Source organism: Desulfomarina profundi (genome assembly GCF_019703855.1).
Classification (GTDB): domain Bacteria; phylum Desulfobacterota; class Desulfobulbia; order Desulfobulbales; family Desulfocapsaceae; genus Desulfomarina; species Desulfomarina profundi.
This window is the reverse complement of the sequence record NZ_AP024086.1, coordinates 1,725,479-1,744,611: the sequence shown is the minus strand read 5'-3', so window position 1 is coordinate 1,744,611 and position 19,133 is coordinate 1,725,479. Positions and strand designations below refer to the sequence as shown.

The window sequence follows — 19,133 nt, the reverse complement described above, 5'->3', positions numbered from 1 at the left end:
AGATGAAAACACAGAGTTACGAATCCTGTGACCAGTTACAAATTTTTTCTTCAGACTGGGTTGTTCCGGTTTCAGGAGAGGTGATAGCTGATGGGGCCGTGGTCGTGGAAAAGGGCAGAATTCTTGCCGTTGGTCCCCGATGTACTCTGCTGAAACAGTTTTCGGACGGAATTGAGCTCTATTGCCGTGCAGTTTTGATGCCTGGCCTGGTTAATTGTCACACTCATCTCGAACTGTCATGGTTGAAAGGGAAAATGGAGCCGGGTAAATATGGGAAATTTACCGATTGGATAAGCGCACTCATCAAAAAACGTGGGGAGAAAGGAGAAGCAGGCCAGGAGGAATATGGTACTGCTTTTTCAACTGTTCTCCGTGACCTGTATAACTCCGGAGTAGGAGCAGTAGTAGATACCGGAAATACGATTGTTCCGGATCTGCACGGGAAACAGATGGAGGGACAAAGTCCGTTTCTTCTACGACTGGTGGAATATATCGCTCCAACAAAAGAAATTGAAGCTGACCTCTTTACCCTGATAGAAAATCATAAGAACAAAAATAAAAACAAGAACAGGATAAATCCCGCAACGGCCCATGCTGTTTATTCAACATCTCCAAGAATAATACAGCTGCTCAAAAAGCGCAGTCTTGAACAGAATCATCTTTTTTCTATTCACACGGCCGAGTCAAAGAGTGAGGTTGAATTTGTAAGAACGGGCAAGGGTGAGTTCAGATCATTTCTTGAACAACTTGGCCGCCTGGACGGCACACTTGACTTCTCTGCAGGAAAATTTTCAAGTGTAATAGAATACCTGGATTATCTCGATGTTCTTGATGAGAGGACCCTTCTTGTACATTGTGTCCATATCTCCGAAAACGATATTGATCTTATCAGAAGAAGGGGGGCCATTGTCTGTCTTTGTCCGGGAAGCAACCGGTTTCTCGATGTGGGGCGACCACCGGTGGTGGAAATGGTCCGTGCGGGAATACCGCTTGTCCTTGGTACTGACTCGTTTGCCTCCAATACGAAAGTTGATCTCTGGGAGGAAATGCGACTTCTGCATGAAATGTATGAGGAATTGCACGCTGCGGAGATTCTTCATATGGCAACCAGGGGTGTCATGATTCCGGGATATGAGGATCAGGTTGGCATAATTGAGCCAGGTCGCCTTGTAAAACTGTTGCAGGTCTCTTCTCCGGAACTTAGACAGTGCAGAGATGGTTACGAAGTGGTAAAAGAGTTAGTTTCGGGGGGAAGACCTGCCGAAATTTCCTGGATTGTCTGAAAAATTCACGCAATTGGCAGGTTTGGATTCTTTGATGTCCCGTCGGAGATGCGGAACAGCAATCATGTTGAAGGGCAAGGTTCAGGTGTAATCATAAAATGTTATCGGGAATGTATATTCAAATAAAAACGTAAAACCGTCACGTACTCAGGTAAAAGTTAAGGATCAGTTTTTATGAATGCATCAAAGAAGATTACAGCAAGAATTGGTATGGTGGATTATATCAATACGGCACCAATCCATGAAACCTGGAAGCAGTCCGTTGTCAGGGAGGAATGGGAGATTGTCGAGGCTGCACCGACCCGGTTGAACAGGAAACTGGCAAATGGAGAGCTTGATCTCGGCTTTATTTCCAGTTTTGAATACGGGGCACATCCGGAAAAGTACAAAATTCTGTCAGGTCTTTCAATCAGTGCCAACGGACCCGTCGGTTCTGTGTTCCTTTTTTCCCATGTACCTCTTGACCAGCTTGACAGGGCACCTGTTTTATTGACTTCTCAGTCTGAAACTTCAGTGGGCCTGGTGAAATTAATTTTTGAAGAATTCAATGGTGTCACTCCTTCATATACCTTCGGTGATGTAACAGGCGAGGTGGGTGATGAGTTTAAAGCTATACTTGCAATCGGGGATGACGCTCTGAGGCTGGTTGCTGAATCGACTTATCTGTACCAATTTGATCTGGGTGATATCTGGAAACGGGAAACGGGATTACCATTTGTTTTTGCCGTCTGTGCGGTACGGGAGGAATTCTGTTTTGAGCACCAGGAAGTACTGGATGAGATTCACCGTGAATTTATCCGTTGCAGGGATGAGGGGAAGACAGCATTGAAAGAAGTATGTGAAATCACGGCTTCCCGAATTCCGATGCCTGTGTCCAGTTGTTATGAATACCTGCAGGGTATTGAATATGATCTGGGTGATCTGAAACAGAAGGCTCTGACAACGTATTTCGAGTTCCTTATCAGGCGGGGGGATATCGTCAAAAATTGCCTGCCGTTGAAAATATATTCAAATCTTTTTTGAGCGCGGGCCGGCTTTATTCTGAATAACCGTTGTGGTTCCAGGAAAGCAAAAATATGGGTTTTAAAACCGGAAAACGAAAAATCCTTTTAGGAATAACCGGAGCGAGCGGAATGTTTTTTGTCAAAGCGTTCCTTGAGACAATGCGTTCCGCTTCCGTTGAACTTCACGCAGTTATTTCCGTTTCCGGGCAGGATGTATTACAGACGGAGCTTGAAATAACACCTTCAGCCTTGCCGGTGATCACAAAATGGTATGATATCGATGATTTCAATGCAGCCCCGTCCTCCGGTTCTTCGGATTATCACGCCATGGTTATTTTGCCGTGCACAATGGGGACCCTGGCGGCCATTGCCGGTGGTCTGAGCATGAATCTCATCCACAGGGCGGCCGACGTAACATTGAAAGAGCGCCGCAAACTTGTGCTTTCCGTGAGGGAGACACCATTTAATCGCACTCATTTGCAGAATATGCTTGCGGTGAATGATGCCGGAGGAATAATCTGTCCGGTAATGCCGAGCTTTTACCTGAAACCCGCTACCCTGGAAGAAGCAGCTTTAAGCTATGCCTGGCGGTTGGCGGACCAGCTGGATATAGAAATACACGATAGAAAACGATGGAAAGACACCAACGGTTAATTGAGAGAATTTCAGTTCTTCTGGAGATGATAAAGTTTAAACTCTCCATCTTTGCTCTTCCTTTTGCCTGTATCGGTGCCTTTCTGGCATCCGGCGGGTTTCCACAATACACTGCTCTGTTGTGGATCATTGTGGCAATGGTTGGTGCACGAACCTGTGCCATGGGATTCAACCGGATCGTCGACAGACGTTTTGATGGTGAGAACCCCCGGACGAGTACAAGAGCACTGCCCACTGGAGAGGTAAACCTGAAAGAGGCATGGGTGATGGTAATCTTAGCTGCTTTCATCTTCTTTCTTGCCTGTTCCAGGCTGAATACACTGACCCTGCAGCTCTCTCCACTGGCTCTTTTTTCAACCCTGTTTTATTCCTATACCAAGCGGTTTACTTCACTCTGTCACCTTGTACTGGGCGTGGCCCTTGCTTTTTCTCCCCTGGGAGGATGGGTTGGCATAAGCGGAAGCTTTACCGGTTATCCCTGGGTGCTGTCCCTGGGAGTGCTGTTCTGGGTTGCCGGTTTTGATACAATATACGGGTGTCTTGATGCGGATTTTGATCGAGATCGCGGGCTTTACTCTCTTCCGGCACGGATCGGCAGAAAAAATGCCTTCAGGCTTGCCTCCCTTTTCCATGTTTTTGCATTTTTCTTTTTTGCTCTCACCGGATACCAGGCTGGATTGAACATCTGGTACTACGTTGGCCTGGTTCTTACTGCCGGTGCGCTCCTGTATCAGCATATGCTGGTGCGACCGGGGGATCTTTCCAGGATTCATGCTTCTTTTTTTTCCATGAACGGATTTATAAGTGTGACCCTGTTTGCGGCGACCTGGCTTTCTCTCATGACCCTGGACGGGTAGGACCTGTTGATGAAATTAATGTCTTTTTTTATGGTTGTCCTTTTCTGTTTCTTCGCTGTTGAAGGGCAGGCTGTAATTGGAGAAACAGGGAAGGAGCACGAGAAAACCGAGACAATACCACTTGGGAAAATTGACCGTAACCTGATTCCTTATGGGTATCCAGACCGCGAGGTTCTTGATTATGACGTTTCGTGGACCGGGGGATAAAAATTGGTGAACTGCGGCTTGAGATAGGCAAAGCTCCAGAAGAAAGGGATGTCTATACAATAAAGGCGAAGATTTCCACAAAAGGCGGAGCCGTTCACTGGGTGTACCCGATAAATGACACTCATATCACCTGGGTGAGGGGGATGAGGAGACTGCCTTTCAAATACGAAGTATGGCAGGATGAAGGATACAGTTACAAAGCCCACAGGATAACCGAGTATGATCAGCAGAGTGGACTGATCCAGTTATGGAAGAATGAAAAACCCGAAGGAGAGTACAACGTAAAGGGCATTGTCAATAATGAATTCTCCTCCTTTTTTAACAGTCGTTTAATGAATCTTGTTGTTGGAGAACAGATTATTGTACCGACTTTTGCCGATAAAAAAAGAGTTGAGGTTGTTGTCAATACAATCACAAAGAAACAATTAAAGAAAACTGTTATCGGCCCGGTTCAGGCTCTGGAAGTCATGCCGGTTATGACGTTCAAGGGGTTGTATGATAAAAAAGGTGATACGGTTATCTGGTACAGTGATGATGAGTGCCGTGTTCCGGTTCTTATCAATTCAAAGATCGTCATAGGCTCACTGACCGCCGAGCTGGTTGGATATGAAAATTCTGCCTGCAGCCGATACAAGCAGGTGAAAAAAAAAAGATAGAATGGAGTAGATACAGATGGTTACAGTAACAACAACTCGTTTTCCGGAACTGGAGCTGGTGCACAGGGGAAAAGTACGTGATATGTACAGTATTCCGGGTCACGGAGACAAACTGCTGATGGTGGCTACAGACAGGATCTCTGCCTATGATGTGGTGATGGAGGATGCCATTCCCGGCAAAGGTGCAGTTTTAACAGAACTCTCGCTTTTCTGGTTCAAGCTGCTTGGTGATATCGTCGACAATCATCTCATCAGTGCCGTGGTTGATGAATATCCGGAAATATGCCATCAGTACAGGGAGCAGCTGCAGGACCGTTCCATGCTGGTGCGCAGAACCCGTCCCCTCACTATCGAGTGTATTGTTCGCGGGTATATTTCCGGTTCATTCTGGAAAGCGTACCAGAAAAATACTACTGTTTGTGGTTTTGAATTACCGACAGGAATGAAAGAATCGGAAAAATTCTCTCAACCTCTTTTTACACCCTCAACCAAAGCGGAAATCGGGGATCATGATGAAAACATATCCCTGGATCAAATGGCTGAAATCGTCGGGGAAGAGCGGGCCCGGCAGATCGCTGATATCAGCATAGCTCTGTATGAAAGAGCGTCTGAATTTGCAGGAACAAAGGGAATAATTATTGCTGATACTAAATTTGAACTGGGGGAAATTGACGGGAAACTGATCCTCATTGATGAAGTTCTGACACCTGACTCTTCCCGATTCTGGCCTGAAGACAAGTATGAGCTAGGAAAACCCCAACCAAGTTTTGATAAACAGTTTCTGCGGGATTACCTCAGCAGTCTTGATTGGAACAAAAAGGCTCCGGCACCGCCACTGCCCCGGGAAATAATAGAAAAAACAAGGGTACGATATGAAGAGGCTGTCAGAAAAATCGTAAGCTGATTTACGCGGATCACCACTCAGGACCTGGACTCTATTTTTTCAGGTCCTCAGAGTTCTTTTCCCGTGCAGAACCTGAGTACAGTTTCCAGTGATTGATCCCGGAATGCATATCCTTCTTTCAGCAGCATTGCCGGGGTGACTCTGGTGGAGGTGAGAAGCATTTCATCGGCCATCCGGCCAAAGATTATTCTGGCAGCAAAAGCAGGAATGCGAAAGATAACCGGTTTATCAAGAATTTTTCCCAAGGTCTTTGACAATTCTCTGTTGGTAGTCTGGACAGGGCTGACCACATTGACAGGACCTCTGATATGGGGTCTGGCCAGGATAAAGGAGACAATTTCACAGATATCACGAATGCTGATCCAGCTGATATATTGCTCTCCATTGCCGATGACCCCGCCCAGTCCGGCGCGAAACGGTGGCACCACCTTGTGCAGTGCGCCACCATCCGGACTCAGGACCATGCCGAACCTGAGGTTGACGACCCTGATGCCCATGGCCGGCAGACGTTCTGTTTCCTTTTCCCATTCTCGGCAGACCTCGGCGAGAAAGCCTTCACCCGGACTGCTTTTTTCATCGACTATTTCTGCACCCCGGTTTCCGTAATACCCTGCTGCGGAAGCGCAGAGAAAGGTACTGGGTTTTTGGGGGAGGTGGGAAATATAGTCCACCAGTTCTCTTGTTCCGCTGACCCTGCTTTGAAGAATTTTTTCTTTTTTGACCTTACTCCAACGTCCCTGGGCGACATTTTCCCCGGCAAGATGAATAACCGTATCAAAAGGAGTTTTATGGCTGGTCTGGAGCCTGGCTGTTTTCCAGAACCCGTTGTTTTTTGAATTCTTATTGCGTTGCAGGCACTGGATGGAATGTCCACTGTTGAAAAGATGTTCCACTAGGGCGCTGCCTATCAATCCTGAACAACCGGTTATCAGTGTTTTAGTCATATTGCTCACCGGATTTATTTGTGTTATTTTATTTTTTCGCACTTTTTTTGAGTTGTGGTGCCGGTTTTCTCGAGTCCAGAAAGTGTCGGAAAGCCATTACAGGGTGTTTCCTGATCATTTTCGGACCGGAATATCGCATGATGGCAATCACTTTTTCTTTCATGTCCTTTTTATAGCAGTGGATAGTGCATTTTCCACAGGTTGATTTATTTTCCTGAAAAGGGCATTTTTCGAGTTTCTTCCTGGCATATTTGATGAGCTTTGCACAATCATTGCAGACCTCTTTTTTTTCAGATTGATGGTGTTTTCTGCAATAAATTTCTACCATCGCCTGGATGGTTTCATGTTCCCTTCTGAGCCTTGGGGAAAGCTGTTGTTGCTGTCCGTCCACAATAGCCGAAACAATCTGTTCACAGACCTGTTCCTGGCTGATAAATGAATTCTCTATTGTAATATCAGCATAGCGCCGGTATAGCGTTAACCGCTCATGGAACAGGTCCTCCAGGCTCTGACCCCTGCGTTTGGCAAGACCCCGGGTTTCATAGTTTTTTATACGTCTTTTCAACGCGTTGAGGTCAGCGTGGAGAAAAATGATTATACCGTCTTTCTGAAGGTGAGTCATCGCGGCGTGGCTGTAGGCCGCACTGCCACCAGTTGCAATAACATGGTTCTCAACGTTGATTTCAAGCAACACTTTTTCTTCAATTTCCCTCAGGGACATATGTCCGTCTTGATCAACTATATCCTGTAATGTTCTCTGCTGGTCAGCCTGGATCAGGATATCCGTATCGAGAAAATGCATCCCGAGTATTTTGGCCAGGATCACGCCTGCAGTACTTTTACCGGAACCGGGCATACCGATAAGGACAATATTTTTTTTAATATGAGAGCTTTTTGAGCGGCAGTCTGTTTTCTCGCAGTTTGAGACTTTGAGTAATGATTGTTGTTTTTTCATTTTCAGAAGTGCGAAATTGAGTTTAGTGCTTTACTCCTGAATTCCTGTCGTAAAAAACAAGAAACCAGGGAAGGTGTTTTTTAATTACATGGTCAGGTTTAATTCCAAGGTACTTATACTTCCTTGTGGGGCGTTAAGTTGTTTGCTTCAGTTGAGCTGGAATTGATTGAACCGATAGAAGGGATACAAAGCTGAGCAGTGCCCCTGCCAGGAAAGGAATCCTGTAATCTATCAGCCACAACAACCCACCAATCGCGGGAAGAACAACGGCGGCAATATGATTGATGGTAAAACCAACGGCCATACTTGGCGCGATATCTTCGGGGTTTGCGATTTTCTGAAAAAAAGTCCGAATGGCAATGGAAAAGTTAAAAAAGACATGATCTAAAATGTACAGGAGTCCAGCCAGGTATTTATCAGAGACCAGAGCATAACCGCAGAATACAAAGAGGAGGGCGAAATACTCAACAGAAAGAATTTTCTGCTCACCATACCTGACGATACTTCTGCCGATCAGAGGACTGAGGAAATAATTCACAAGATTGTTGATCAGAAACAAAATTGCGATTTCCTGGATACTGAAATCAAATTTTTTAACAAGAAGAAACACAGCAAAGGCGGTAAAAATTTGACGTCGTGCTCCAGCGAGAAATGTGAGGAGATAAAAAAGCCAGTATTTTTTTTTGAAAATCATTTTTCTTTGCTGGGGAACAATATTTTTCTTTTCCGGGTGAAGCCTCCAGGTGGAAAGAGCAAGAATCATGATGGTCAGACCGAAAAAAAGATAGAGGCTGTTGAAGCTGAAAAAAGGGCCTATGACCAGAAAAAAGATACTGATACTGATGTTGCATGCGGATGAAAGAGAGCGTAATCTACCGAAAACAAGAGGAGCTTCGTCTTTGTCAAAATATTGTAATGTAAGGGATTGATTAGTTGTTTCAAAATAGTGGAACCCGAAACTCATAATAAGGGTAGTGAAGATCAGGCCGTAATAAGTCGGGAAAAAACCTGTAAGTGCAATGCCGGCTCCCAGAATGAGTACAGAAACGGAGGCGAGCCGGTGTTCTTTGATGATAAAAAGAATATAAATTACAAAAAGAGACAAAAAACCGGGAATCTCTCTTATTGATTGAATCATGCCGATGTGGTTACCATTGAGATGCACAACATGGACGGCAAAATTATCAAAAAGGATCCGTGCGGCCTGAAGCCCTCCTGTTGCACACATGCTGAGGAGCAGGATATACAGATACATGGGCCTGTTTGTGATATGTTGTACAATATTATTCATTTATCTTCCAATTCAGCGGTGTCGGCAGACAAAAAAGACAGCATATGCTATAATAAGCATGAATGCCTGTCTGGACAGTCGGGCGATGGTATCACGATGCTTGTTTTTACCAAAATTCTTCCGGGTAAGTCCGTTGTTAAAGGGTAATCTTTTACATACGGTATACTAATCATTACATTTACTTAATACAGTAGAAAAAAGAAAAAGATGGAATTCATAGATACTTTTGTAAAATGGCTTGAGTCAACACATCTCCAGGAACAGATAAAGAATGTCGATATTGTCGCCCTGTTTACCAATCCCTGGTTTATTGTTCCTTTTGGCTCGTTTATTCTCTACAACCTGTATAAACAGAAATGGAAGGATATTATTATCCTTTCCGTTTTAACTGCGGTCTGGTGGTTTTCAGGAACACCGTATATGAATTCCCTGCTGGTCAACGGGGTGATCCAGATTGACAAAATTTTACCCGTAATTTTCGGGGGAGCTGTTGTTCTCGGATTTATAATTTATCTCCTGTTTGGGCGATCTGACTGACTCTCACCAGGCAGACTTGAAAATTATAAATTTTTCAAGTTTTGGTAAATACTCATCAATCCGAAGGAAAGAGAACGTGGTATTTTCAGGTTAATCATGTTGTGTACCAGGTGAGTCATGCAGTTTAGAAACGGCATATTCATAATTACTGAAGAACGTCATTGCCCCTTATATAATGTGGGAGAAGAACTGGATGTCAGTGAAGGGAACCTGACCATGCCCGCAGGAAAAGCCACATGTCTGACCCTGGCCAGGGAACTGATTGAAATAGCTTCAGAGGGTGAGAGTTATGAAAAATTCAGTCAGAGCGGTATTGAAAAAAACAAATTTGAATGTGGTGGCTGTACCGGCATTATTCGTTTTGAATATAAAAAGGAAAAGGGTTTTGCAACTCTGCAGATGAAACTTCTTGTCGCAACTGAAAGAAGGGAGAAGATCAGGGAAGTATCACATTTCGCAGGGCTACTGCGCAGTATTGAATTGTTTTCAACGTTGTCTGATGATGACCTGCTTGATCTCGCAACTCTGCTTGAACTGACTGAATATCCCTGGCAGTTTCCGATAACCCAGAAGGGGGACCCGGGAAATCGTCTGTTTATTATTATTTCCGGAAAGGCAGAAGTAATTGATGACCATGGAGTCACCCTTGCCGAACTGGAAAAGGGTGAAGTTTTCGGAGAAATGAGCCTGCTCTCCGGGGAAAGAGTCACTACGACAATCATGGCCGCCGAACCATGTAAAATTGCGGTTATGAACCATAAGAATTTCAGACATATTCTTGTCAGATTTCCAGCACTTCAGGTATTTTTCTACAAATTACTGGTGAGCAGAATTACCAAGATGAATCTCCAGCGTGCGGAGGAGCTGTCATCCGGGATGGTGGGACAATTGTCTGATATTTCACCGGTGGAACTCTGTCAGATGATTAATTCCAACCAGAAAACAGGTCGGTTATATCTTGAATATGAAGAAAAACGGGCTGTAATCCTTTTCAATGAAGGTGAACTTGTTCATGCTGAACTGAATGAACACGAAGGAAAAGATGCTTTTTACGAGATTTTATCCATTGATAATGGGCGGTTCAAGTTCAGCCAGGGTTTGTCGGAAAAAGAGGAAAAACTGGATGTAATCGGTGGGTTCATGGCCATGCTCATGGAAGGGATGAAACAGCTGGATGACAAGAGATACCGGGTAACCGGTTACGGAAGAATGAATAATCTCCTGGAAGAATGACGGTTTCAGGTGTGGTGGAAGGTTATTAATGGGAAGAAGAAAGCTGAAAGCATTGGTTTTTTCGTTGCTTGCTCATGGGAGTCCGGAAGAAATTTTTCGATTTTCAGAAGAAGTACCTGCTTACATCCTTATCCACTATCTTTTTCTGGCTCTCTGCCACCCTGACGAACAGGTACGGTGGAACAGTGTCCACTGTTTCGGCAGGATTGTGCCCCGTCTGGCAGAGGAGGATCCGGAAGAGGCCAGGGTTGTGATGAGACGTTTTCTCTGGAGCTTAAATGATGAATCCGGAGGGATCGGTTGGGGATGCCCGGAAGCAATGGCGGAAATCATGTGTTACTCCCCTCTCCTGAGAGATGAGTATCTTCATATGCTGATATCCTACATGAGGAAGGACGGTAAAGAGCTTCACCAGGACGGGAATTATCTGGAGTTGCCTATGTTGCAGCGGGGATTGCTCTGGGGGGTTGCCAGACTGTGTCAGTTGCATGGGGAGGAAATGGCGCGAAAAAAAATAGTTGATGATGTCACGCCATATCTTGAATCCACGGATCCGCATGTTGTGGCTCTTGCAATATGGACGCTTGGGCTTCTTGGATGTGGAGATAGAATTAAGAAAAGGGGGCTGTTGAAAAATAGTACTGAATCAATCAGACTGTATAGAAATGGGCGATTTGAAAATGTTTCTCTTAAAAAATTGCTGGAAGAAACAGACACATCCTCGTAGCTGACTATCTATGAAATACCTGCTGGATGGGAGGTATACCTGTTCTGTCAGGAAAGAACTCCTTCAGGCATTGGCTGAATCGAATCTCCTCCCAGGGAAAAACCACCATCCATGGGTATTATTGTTCCGGTTAAATACGTTGCTTCCACTGCCAGAAAAAAAGCCAATTCAGCCACTTCTTCAGGAGTACCGAAACGATTAAGGAGAATATGTTCTCTCAGGTTGTTTTGCTCCTCTTCCGTCAATACCTGCCATCCTCGTGTACCCGGCCCATGGCGGGATTCGACTAGTCCTAGCATCAGTTCGTTCACTCTTCCCCTCGGACTCAACTCCCTGGCCCATGTTTTGGTTAACGAACCGATTGCATGATTAGCTGCACTGTAACCGTCATTAAAAAAAAGACCTCCAGGCCCGCTTCTTCCGGTTATGGCGGCTATTGAGGAGATATTGAGGACAGAACCACATGAACTGTGCTGGAGAAGTGGAAGGCAATGATGATAGAGCAGCCATTTTGCCTTAAGCGTTGTGTCAACCTCAGTATCCCATTGATTACTGTTGTGGGGGCGGTCATAACTACCGTGGACGACCGGCATTCCACCCCTTTCGATGTTATTGATGAGAAAATCGAGTGTGGCTGTTCTCTTTTTTATTTCTGAAACGAGTTTTTTCACCTCTTTTATGTTTCGCAGATCAACCTGGCAGGAGAAAAATGAATAACCGGCGGAAGTAAATTCTTCTTCCATTTCGCGGGTGGAATCCGGCCAGTCATAATATGGCAAAAAGAGAAAGGCCCCTTCTTTGGCAAATTTTCTTGCCACAGCCCGGCCTATCGGTCGTGAAGCACCCGGAATAAGCGCATATTTATTTTGCAGTCGCATTGGTCTATGTAATTAATAAATTTATTGTATGAAACTCAGCCGATGAAAGAACTGTTGTGCTGAGTTTTTAACGGGAAAAAATCAGTTGAAAACGGAATTTAAAAAAGGTCTTGGGGGTTCTTCAATCATGTCATCCTGACTATCAAGGCGCTGGAGACCAAACATGGCGAGAATATTGTCATCCATGGGAAGCTGGTAGTCGTCTGTAGCGATGATATTGTTGTTGACGGGATTAATGAGCCGCACTGATATATACATGGTTGTTTGGGTGTACGAAAATGTTCCGACAAAGATGGCCTGAGCACTGCTACTCCCCTCCAGGAGGGATAGATTTCTGGTGAGAATAGTTTCACCTGAGCCGGGTATTATCTTCAGAGTGGAGGCAAGTTTTATTTCTTTTACGGTGTATCCCCGCTGCACGAATCTCGAGGCAATATGTTCCTGGAGAATTCTGCCGAATCTGGATGTTCTTTTGAGATTATTGTTATCCACAACAGTCGTGACAAGAACCGGCATATCCGGATGGTGAGGGACCAGTGGAGGATTTGCCCGCTGAACAAGATTATCGGCAATGGTATAGGAAAAGGTAATGAGGTTGGTGTCGGCACCAAGGTATTTTTCAAGAGGTGTGCCATTAAAAGAAGAACAGCCTGTAATAAAAGAAATAAGAGAAAACAGTGTCAGGGAAACAAAGAACCAGTGTTTGCAGAGGTGACTGCCTGAATTGATGAAACAGGCTCTTATATGTTCCATGCTGATCTGAGTTTTTTTAAACATTGATTATCTTTTTTCCGATGGCCCATGAAAACCAGCCTTGCTGGAGATATGCCCGGTAAAACATGCATATCTCCAAGCTCATAAGTGTCATACAGGGTTTTGATACGTAATCAGGTCTCTTTTTTGTTTAAACTGTTTTCAGGGGTGACTGTTTCAGGTTTGTGCTCCCTTGTGGTGCCGGAAAAAGGGATTATTTTTGTCTTCAGACCGTTCGATTCCTGGTAATGGTAGAAATCTTCATCGTTTATATAGTAAATATCTGATGCTCTGAACAGGTATTTTTCATCTTTAACCATTGATGTCGTTATGATGATCTCATAGTGACCATTTGTAGTGAAAGTAGTATTGGCAATGTCTGCTGCAACTCCTGAAGCGAGCAAAACCAGGTTGCTCGGTGCATTTCTGAGGACAACAATAGCGGAGGAAATTGCTGTCAGCACACCCGGTTGAAGTGTTCTGGTCCTGTCACTGTTGTGCCTTACAATCTGTACCTTATATTGTATGGAAATAGTATCCTCTTTCATTTGATTACGGGTTGGGATACCATAGTCAAAAAGATTGGTTATGAGCAGGTCACGGAATGCTTCATTGAAGCTGCTTGTTTCGTTTGGGGCACAGGGCGTTGATTCGTCACCGCAGGTGGGTTCAACATAGACGGCGCTCTGGATATTGTCGGTAATGATCAGCTGGTTGTTGATTCTGTTTGCAAGATCCCTGGCCAGAATTTCCCAGTGTTGGGAAGACTGCATTTTTTGCTGCTGGGAGTAAGGATAATCGACGGGTTCTGGAATTCTTGAGGAACAACCGGCAAACAGCAGAACCGAAATTAGAATAACGTGCCAAAAGTGCATATAATTCTCCGGGTGAGTGTAGACTGTATGAACACTTTATCGGACAAAAAAGGGAAAAGTAAAGAAAAATATGTCCATAGATCTACATATACACTCCAGGTATTCAGATGGTACAATGAGTCCGGAGGAATTACTTGTTTATGCGAAGAAAAAGGGGTTGGAGGCGGTTGCGCTGACGGATCACGACACGGTGGATGGTGTAAGAGAGGCTGTCCGGTTGGGTCGAAAGCTTGATCTGGAAGTCATTTCCGGAATTGAAATCAGTGCCATATACGGTAAAACAACTGTTCATATCCTCGGATACCTCTTTGATATGCAAAATGAAGTTTTTCTTGGGGCAATTGAAAGGTTGCAGAAGGCAAGGATCGAGAGGAACAGAAAAATTCTACAGCTTCTTGAGAAACAAGGAATCCATCTCCAGGAAGAAGAAATTGCGGATGTTTCACAAATCGGCCAGACCGGAAGGCCTCATATTGCAAAGGTTCTGATAAACAAGGGACTGGTGGCGAATATTGATGAGGCATTCGGCAGGTATCTTGGTGATGATGGCTGTGCCTATGTCCGACGGTTTGTTTTTTCCGCAGACGAAGTGCTGAATTTAATTCATCAGGCCGGTGGGGTTGCTGTTCTTGCCCATCCCATGCAGCTTGTCAAAAAGGGGCTGGAATTGAATTCTGTCATCGGCAAGCTTGTTGACCAGGGGCTGGATGGTCTGGAGCTGTACTATCCGACCCATTCAAAAAAAAATCGAGCCACCCTTTTACAGTTTGTTGAGCGATACAGTCTGGTGGTCAGTGGTGGGAGTGACTACCATGGAGATATGCGGCCCGGTACAACCCTGGCAGGTGGAAAAAATGTAACTGTTCCCTCCAGTGTACTGGCTGGATTGAAAAAAAGGATTCTGGATCGGTGAACCGCTGTTCACAGAGCAGTATACAGTCGTTATGGATTCACACTAACGGAAAAAACCAGAATTTTTATAACCTTTGATAAGTAGATATGAGTATGCATTCAATTCTTATTGTTGATGATGAACCGAATTATCTTGTTGTTCTTTCTGAGTTGCTGCGGGACGAGGGGTTTGAGGTTTTTACAGGTTCAGGCGGTGAAGAGGGGTTGGGAATTGTTCAGGACGTTGATCTTGATGTCGTTGTGACAGACATGCAGATGCCCGGAATGAACGGATTGCAGTTCATGCTGAAAATCAAGGAGAAACGGCCCAATCTGCCCGTCATTGTAGTCACTGCATTTGCCGAAGTGGACAGAGCGGTTGAAGCGATGCAGGCTGGTGCATTCAGTTATCTGGCAAAACCGTTTTCCAATGATGAGCTTATTGTCAACCTGCGTAAAGCAGCGCATCACTATTCCATTCTTCGCGAAAATACGCGTCTCCGTGATGAGATAAGGGGACGGGCAGGGTTTGGTGGTATGGTTGGTAAAAATCCCAAAATGCTTGCTGTATACAAACTGATTGAAAAGGTAGCTCCTACCGACGCCTCCGTACTCATCACAGGTGAAAGCGGCACCGGCAAGGAATTGGTGGCAAAGGCAATTCATATGCACAGCCCCAGGGAGGCCGAACCTTTTATTGCCGTAAACTGTGCGGCTCTCTCCGAGGGTCTTCTGGAAAGTGAGTTGTTCGGGCACGAGAAGGGTGCTTTCACTGGAGCGGTGGCCATGCGCAAAGGTCGGTTCGAACTGGCACACCGGGGGACACTTTTTCTTGATGAAGTGGGCGAAATTCCACTGCCACTGCAGTCAAAACTTCTCAGGGTACTTCAGGAAAGGAAATTTGAAAGGGTTGGTGGGGGGAAAACCCTGGAAGTCGATGTACGTATCCTCAGTGCTTCAAACAGGGATCTCCGGGAAGAAGTTGCTTCAGGTCGGTTCCGTGAAGATCTGTTTTATCGCCTGAATGTCATCCCGGTCAATCTCCCTGCTCTCAGGGAGCGGATGGATGATATGAAACTTCTGGTGGAGTTTTTTATGGAAAGATTCAAAAAATCCTTAAACAGATCAGAGTTGAAAATATCCCCCTCTGCAATGGCCCTGTTGATGAAACTCCCCTGGGAGGGTAATATCCGAGAGCTTGAAAATACCATCGAACGGGCGGCCATTCTCTGCAGCGGAGACGTGATTGAAGCGGAAGATGTGCAGCCGGACAGCCTCTACATGGAGAAAAAATCGGCCTGGGAAAAAGATGTTGATATCAATCAGCTTATCCCTGATGAACTGACATTGAATGAAGTGCTTTACACCATTGAGGAAAAGATGCTGAAGAGAGCCCTTGCGGAGACCGAAAATATTCAGGCACGGGCTGCAGAAAAACTGGGCATTACCAAGAGTCTGCTTCAATACAAAATGAAAAAGTACGGTATAAAAAAGAAGAAATAAACCGGGGTTACCCCAGTTCAACTTGTTTCTGAGGATGGTAAAATAGTTTCGTTTTGAGGAGACTATCAGTTTCAGGGGGTGTTCTGCTGTTTCAATTTCCAGAATGTCGTTGTTTTTCATGGCCCACACGGGTTGTCCATCAATGATCACCTGGGCGTTTTCACCATCGTTCCTGGCATCGAAACGTGTGCGGATGACCTTGGACGCAGGAAGTATGATGGGTCTTGATCCAAGCATAAAGGGACATATGGGGGTGACAAGGATGGTAGCAAGTTCAGGATGGACGAGCGGGCCACCCGCAGAAAGATTGTAGGCGGTTGAGCCGGTTGGTGAAGAAAAAATCAGGCCGTCCGCCCTGTAGGTGGCGATATAATCTCCATCCGCTGTTGCTGACAGGTTGAGCAGTCTGTCGTTGACCTGTTTGTTGACTACCACCTCGTTGAGGGCGAATCTGTATTTTTCCGCAATATCATTTCGGATAAGCCTTGATTTGAGCATGAGCCTGTTTTCTATTATAACCGTATGACAGAGGATGTGTTCGAGGGCATCAACTGTTTCATTTTCCGTCAATTCCGTGAGAAATCCGAGATGACCAAGGTTTATACCGAGCACGGGAATAGAATATCTGGCGGCCTGTTCCGCAATATGAAGCAGAGTGCCATCTCCACCAAGGACAATTATAAGATCAAGAATTGGTGTAATCTGGTTGACCGTTACACTGATTTGTTTCTTTTCAAGCCAGGTTGTAAGGGTTAAGGCATAGTCCCGTGCCGGAGTATCATTTTTCTTGGTTATGATTCCGACCCGATGAAGAGCCAATCTGGTTTCTGTTTTAAATGGTTGATGTGAAGACATACCTTTCTTATTGCAAACGATTTTCGGATACAGTATTCCTTTTGGAACAGATGCCGGGGCCCGGACTCTGGTACATAGCAGATTGGTCGGAAAGAGACAACAATATTAAGCTGCAGCCCCGCAATTTACCATTTTTACCGGGTTGTTATGAATAGACAGGATATTATGGAAACAATCAACAAGGATTTACTGGAAATTCTCGCATGCCCCAAATGCAAGGGTGCTGTAAAATTACAGGAGGACGAAGGCATTTTGTGTGAAAAATGTAAACTCCTCTATGAAATACGGGATGGTATTCCGATCATGCTGATTGATGAGGCAAAAACCATTGAGCAGGATTAAAGGGAAAAGGTTCTTATGTCAAAACCACAAAAACAGAGAATTCCGCCTCATGCCAGGGAATTGTTTGAACAATATATCGTCACTGGAGACCATGTTGCAAGTGATTATTTAACCCTTATCAAAAAGCTTGTTGCCAATAAAAACAGTGAGGGAGAGAGGTGGGAGGAGCCGATAAAGCTGGCCTATGACCTGCTGGCGCAGGAAATCAGGGAAAACAGGAATAGCCCGGCAGAAACAATAAAATTTGGGACATCCGGGTGGCGTGGACGGCTTGGAAAAGATGTGTTTGCACATTCCGTCTGCTGCGTTACCGCGGCCATAGTTGAGCTTTTCCAAGCTGTTGACAGGGAAAAAGAGTTTATTCCATTTCTTGGGGTCAGCAGTTTTTCTGAAGCCTTGAAGCGTGGGTGTGTCGTTGGTTTTGATAACCGGTTCGGAGGTGAATACCTTGCCGGCTGTGTAATGCATATCCTGGCTGGTGCCGGGTTCACAATCTATTATGCGGGCGAGTCCACAACAGGAGTTCTTTCTGCTGCAGTTCTTGAATGTGATGCAGCCTTTTCCATTAATCTGACTCCTTCACATAATCCTCTTGAATATGGGGGCTATAAGTTTAACGGTGCGGATGCCGGTCCTGCAGCACCTCTACTGACAGAGAGAATTACAGAAAACTCCAGCAGAATTATTTTAAAAGATGATTCTGCATTCTACAGGAATGGAGATGAGATACATGCGCAGATAGATTTGGATACTGTCACATGCATTGATTCCCTGGGGTTATGGAAGAAAATGGTGCAGAGGAACAGTACTGTTCATGGTCTGGACCTGAAAAAATGTGTAACCAGGTTTTTGCAGAAAAAGGATGTTGCCGTTGCCGTTGACTGTGTACATGGTGCCAGTCGTCTTCATATAAGGGAGCTTTTTGAAAATACTTCCAAGGAGTCGCTCACCGTACTGAGAGAGGACAGTGATGTTACATTCGGGGGAGTAGCTCCGGAACCTTCTTCTGCCAATATGCGTGGAGTGTTTAACCTGCTTCGGGAAAAAAAGGAATTATTCAGGCTTGGTTGTATTATCGATCCAGATGGTGACAGGATACGTTTTACAGATGGAAATTTCGAGATCAGTATGAACCAGTTCGGTGCCATGGCCTTCCATTTTCTTCACGAATATAAAGGGAAAAAGGGGATTGTTGCCAAAACGGTTGCCACATCGAATTTTGCAAACCGGATAGCCGATATTCTTGGGGAGGAGGTCTTTGAACCTGCGGTTGGGTTTAAGAATTTTAAATCTGTCATCGGTAAAGCACTGGTCTGTTTTGAGGAATCGGACGGTATTACAATAATTGGTCATACTCCGGAAAAAGATGCCTATATTGGTTTATTTCTGGCGTTGGAAATGATGTTGACAACGGGGAAAAATCTTGGAGAATATCTGCAGGATCTTGAGCAGGAGTACGGTAGCTATTTCCCGGCACGTGATGGAATTGCGGTCAGTGTACAGGGAGAGGAGCTGTTGAATCTTCTCAAGGGGCTTGAGAAATACTCTGTGGGAAGTTCTGTTTCAGTTGGCAGCCGCACCAGGCAAATTGTAGATGTTATTACAATAGACGGTCGTAAGATGATTTTTGATGACGGTTCCTGGTTAATGATACGGCCATCGGGAACGGAACCGAAGGTGCGGTTTTATGTCGAATCACGAACGGATAGCGGAACCAGCGATCTTGTTCAGACAGCCGGGAAAATGCTGGAAGAAATCGGTTTATTGTAGATATCCTGCTGTTA

Annotated in this window: 20 protein-coding genes and 1 pseudogene; 14 read left to right on the top strand and 7 right to left on the bottom strand. The window is 45.1% G+C overall.

The annotated features are described in order from the left end of the window. The first annotated feature begins 2 nt into the window (after positions 1-2). From LO777_RS08070 to LO777_RS08040, 7 genes are all read left to right on the top strand, one after another. The gene (locus LO777_RS08070) at positions 3-1,283 is read left to right on the top strand and encodes an amidohydrolase family protein (RefSeq protein WP_228857001.1); all 1,281 of its coding nucleotides are present in this window, start codon (positions 3-5) and stop codon (positions 1,281-1,283) included. Positions 1,284-1,457: 174 nt separating this feature from the next. Then, the gene (locus tag LO777_RS08065) at positions 1,458-2,306 is read left to right on the top strand and encodes a menaquinone biosynthetic enzyme MqnA/MqnD family protein (RefSeq protein WP_228857000.1); all 849 of its coding nucleotides are present in this window, start codon (positions 1,458-1,460) and stop codon (positions 2,304-2,306) included. A 53-nt stretch (positions 2,307-2,359) separates the two neighbouring features. Further along, on the top strand, positions 2,360-2,941 hold the full coding sequence (locus LO777_RS08060) for a UbiX family flavin prenyltransferase (protein ID WP_268907532.1): 582 nt from the start codon (positions 2,360-2,362) through the stop codon (positions 2,939-2,941). Next, positions 2,920-3,798: a UbiA-like polyprenyltransferase gene (locus LO777_RS08055; protein ID WP_228856998.1), complete on the top strand. Its 879-nt coding sequence runs from the start codon at positions 2,920-2,922 to the stop codon at positions 3,796-3,798. Before LO777_RS08060 ends, LO777_RS08055 begins: the two co-directional genes overlap by 22 nt. A gap of 9 nt (positions 3,799-3,807) precedes the next feature. Further along, positions 3,808-4,005 carry a hypothetical protein gene (locus tag LO777_RS08050; RefSeq protein ID WP_228856997.1) on the top strand — a complete coding sequence of 66 codons (198 nt, stop codon included), beginning with the start codon at positions 3,808-3,810 and terminating at the stop codon, positions 4,003-4,005. After that, positions 3,990-4,661: a DUF3108 domain-containing protein gene (locus LO777_RS08045; RefSeq protein WP_228856996.1), complete on the top strand. Its 672-nt coding sequence runs from the start codon at positions 3,990-3,992 to the stop codon at positions 4,659-4,661. Before LO777_RS08050 ends, LO777_RS08045 begins: the two co-directional genes overlap by 16 nt. A gap of 16 nt (positions 4,662-4,677) precedes the next feature. Beyond that, complete coding sequence (locus LO777_RS08040) at positions 4,678-5,565, top strand: phosphoribosylaminoimidazolesuccinocarboxamide synthase (protein WP_228856995.1); 888 nt, start codon at positions 4,678-4,680, stop codon at positions 5,563-5,565. Positions 5,566-5,612: 47 nt separating this feature from the next. Here the strand turns inward: LO777_RS08040 and LO777_RS08035 are convergent, their stop codons facing one another. The 3 genes from LO777_RS08035 to LO777_RS08025 form a co-directional block, all read right to left on the bottom strand. Continuing rightward, on the bottom strand, positions 5,613-6,509 hold the full coding sequence (locus LO777_RS08035; protein ID WP_228856994.1) for a TIGR01777 family oxidoreductase: 897 nt from the start codon (positions 6,507-6,509) through the stop codon (positions 5,613-5,615). Positions 6,510-6,537: 28 nt separating this feature from the next. After that, complete coding sequence (locus tag LO777_RS08030) at positions 6,538-7,464, bottom strand: nitrous oxide-stimulated promoter family protein (protein WP_228856993.1); 927 nt, start codon at positions 7,462-7,464, stop codon at positions 6,538-6,540. 133 nt (positions 7,465-7,597) lie between these two features. Then, positions 7,598-8,755, bottom strand: a complete 1,158-nt coding sequence (locus tag LO777_RS08025; RefSeq protein WP_228856992.1) for an MFS transporter — start codon at positions 8,753-8,755, stop codon at positions 7,598-7,600. Between the two features lie 207 nt (positions 8,756-8,962). Between LO777_RS08025 and LO777_RS08020 the strand changes: the two genes are divergently transcribed. The 3 genes from LO777_RS08020 to LO777_RS08010 all read left to right on the top strand — a co-directional run bounded on the left by LO777_RS08020 (position 8,963) and on the right by LO777_RS08010 (position 11,252). Continuing rightward, positions 8,963-9,292: a hypothetical protein gene (locus LO777_RS08020; protein WP_228856991.1), complete on the top strand. Its 330-nt coding sequence runs from the start codon at positions 8,963-8,965 to the stop codon at positions 9,290-9,292. A 117-nt stretch (positions 9,293-9,409) separates the two neighbouring features. Then, positions 9,410-10,525, top strand: coding sequence for a DUF4388 domain-containing protein (locus LO777_RS08015; protein WP_228856990.1), 1,116 nt, complete (start codon positions 9,410-9,412; stop codon positions 10,523-10,525). A gap of 28 nt (positions 10,526-10,553) precedes the next feature. Then, complete coding sequence (locus LO777_RS08010) at positions 10,554-11,252, top strand: DVU0298 family protein (protein ID WP_228856989.1); 699 nt, start codon at positions 10,554-10,556, stop codon at positions 11,250-11,252. A gap of 47 nt (positions 11,253-11,299) precedes the next feature. Here LO777_RS08010 and LO777_RS08005 read toward each other — a convergent pair whose 3' ends face one another. The 3 genes from LO777_RS08005 to LO777_RS07995 all read right to left on the bottom strand — a co-directional run bounded on the left by LO777_RS08005 (position 11,300) and on the right by LO777_RS07995 (position 13,758). Continuing rightward, positions 11,300-12,130, bottom strand: a complete 831-nt coding sequence (locus LO777_RS08005; RefSeq protein ID WP_228856988.1) for an SDR family oxidoreductase — start codon at positions 12,128-12,130, stop codon at positions 11,300-11,302. An 81-nt stretch (positions 12,131-12,211) separates the two neighbouring features. Then, positions 12,212-12,907, bottom strand: a complete 696-nt coding sequence (locus LO777_RS08000; RefSeq protein WP_228856987.1) for a FlgO family outer membrane protein — start codon at positions 12,905-12,907, stop codon at positions 12,212-12,214. 110 nt (positions 12,908-13,017) lie between these two features. Beyond that, positions 13,018-13,758, bottom strand: coding sequence for a hypothetical protein (locus LO777_RS07995; protein ID WP_228856986.1), 741 nt, complete (start codon positions 13,756-13,758; stop codon positions 13,018-13,020). A 70-nt stretch (positions 13,759-13,828) separates the two neighbouring features. On the opposite strand from LO777_RS07995, the gene LO777_RS07990 reads away from it, so the two are divergent. Beyond that, positions 13,829-14,671 carry a PHP domain-containing protein gene (locus LO777_RS07990; RefSeq protein WP_228856985.1) on the top strand — a complete coding sequence of 281 codons (843 nt, stop codon included), beginning with the start codon at positions 13,829-13,831 and terminating at the stop codon, positions 14,669-14,671. Between the two features lie 86 nt (positions 14,672-14,757). Beyond that, positions 14,758-16,152 (top strand): sigma-54-dependent transcriptional regulator, encoded by a 1,395-nt coding sequence (locus LO777_RS07985; RefSeq protein ID WP_329955684.1) that lies wholly within the window; start codon positions 14,758-14,760, stop codon positions 16,150-16,152. 75 nt (positions 16,153-16,227) lie between these two features. On the opposite strand, the pseudogene LO777_RS07980 reads toward LO777_RS07985, so the two are convergent. Continuing rightward, a pseudogene (locus LO777_RS07980) lies at positions 16,228-17,007 on the bottom strand (NAD(+)/NADH kinase); the annotation flags it as partial. Between the two features lie 147 nt (positions 17,008-17,154). Here LO777_RS07980 and LO777_RS07975 point away from each other — a divergent pair. Both LO777_RS07975 and LO777_RS07970 read left to right on the top strand, forming a co-directional pair. Beyond that, positions 17,155-17,349: a Trm112 family protein gene (locus tag LO777_RS07975; protein WP_228856984.1), complete on the top strand. Its 195-nt coding sequence runs from the start codon at positions 17,155-17,157 to the stop codon at positions 17,347-17,349. Between the two features lie 15 nt (positions 17,350-17,364). Further along, positions 17,365-19,119 (top strand): phosphohexomutase domain-containing protein, encoded by a 1,755-nt coding sequence (locus LO777_RS07970; protein WP_228856983.1) that lies wholly within the window; start codon positions 17,365-17,367, stop codon positions 19,117-19,119. Positions 19,120-19,133: the final 14 nt, after the last annotated feature.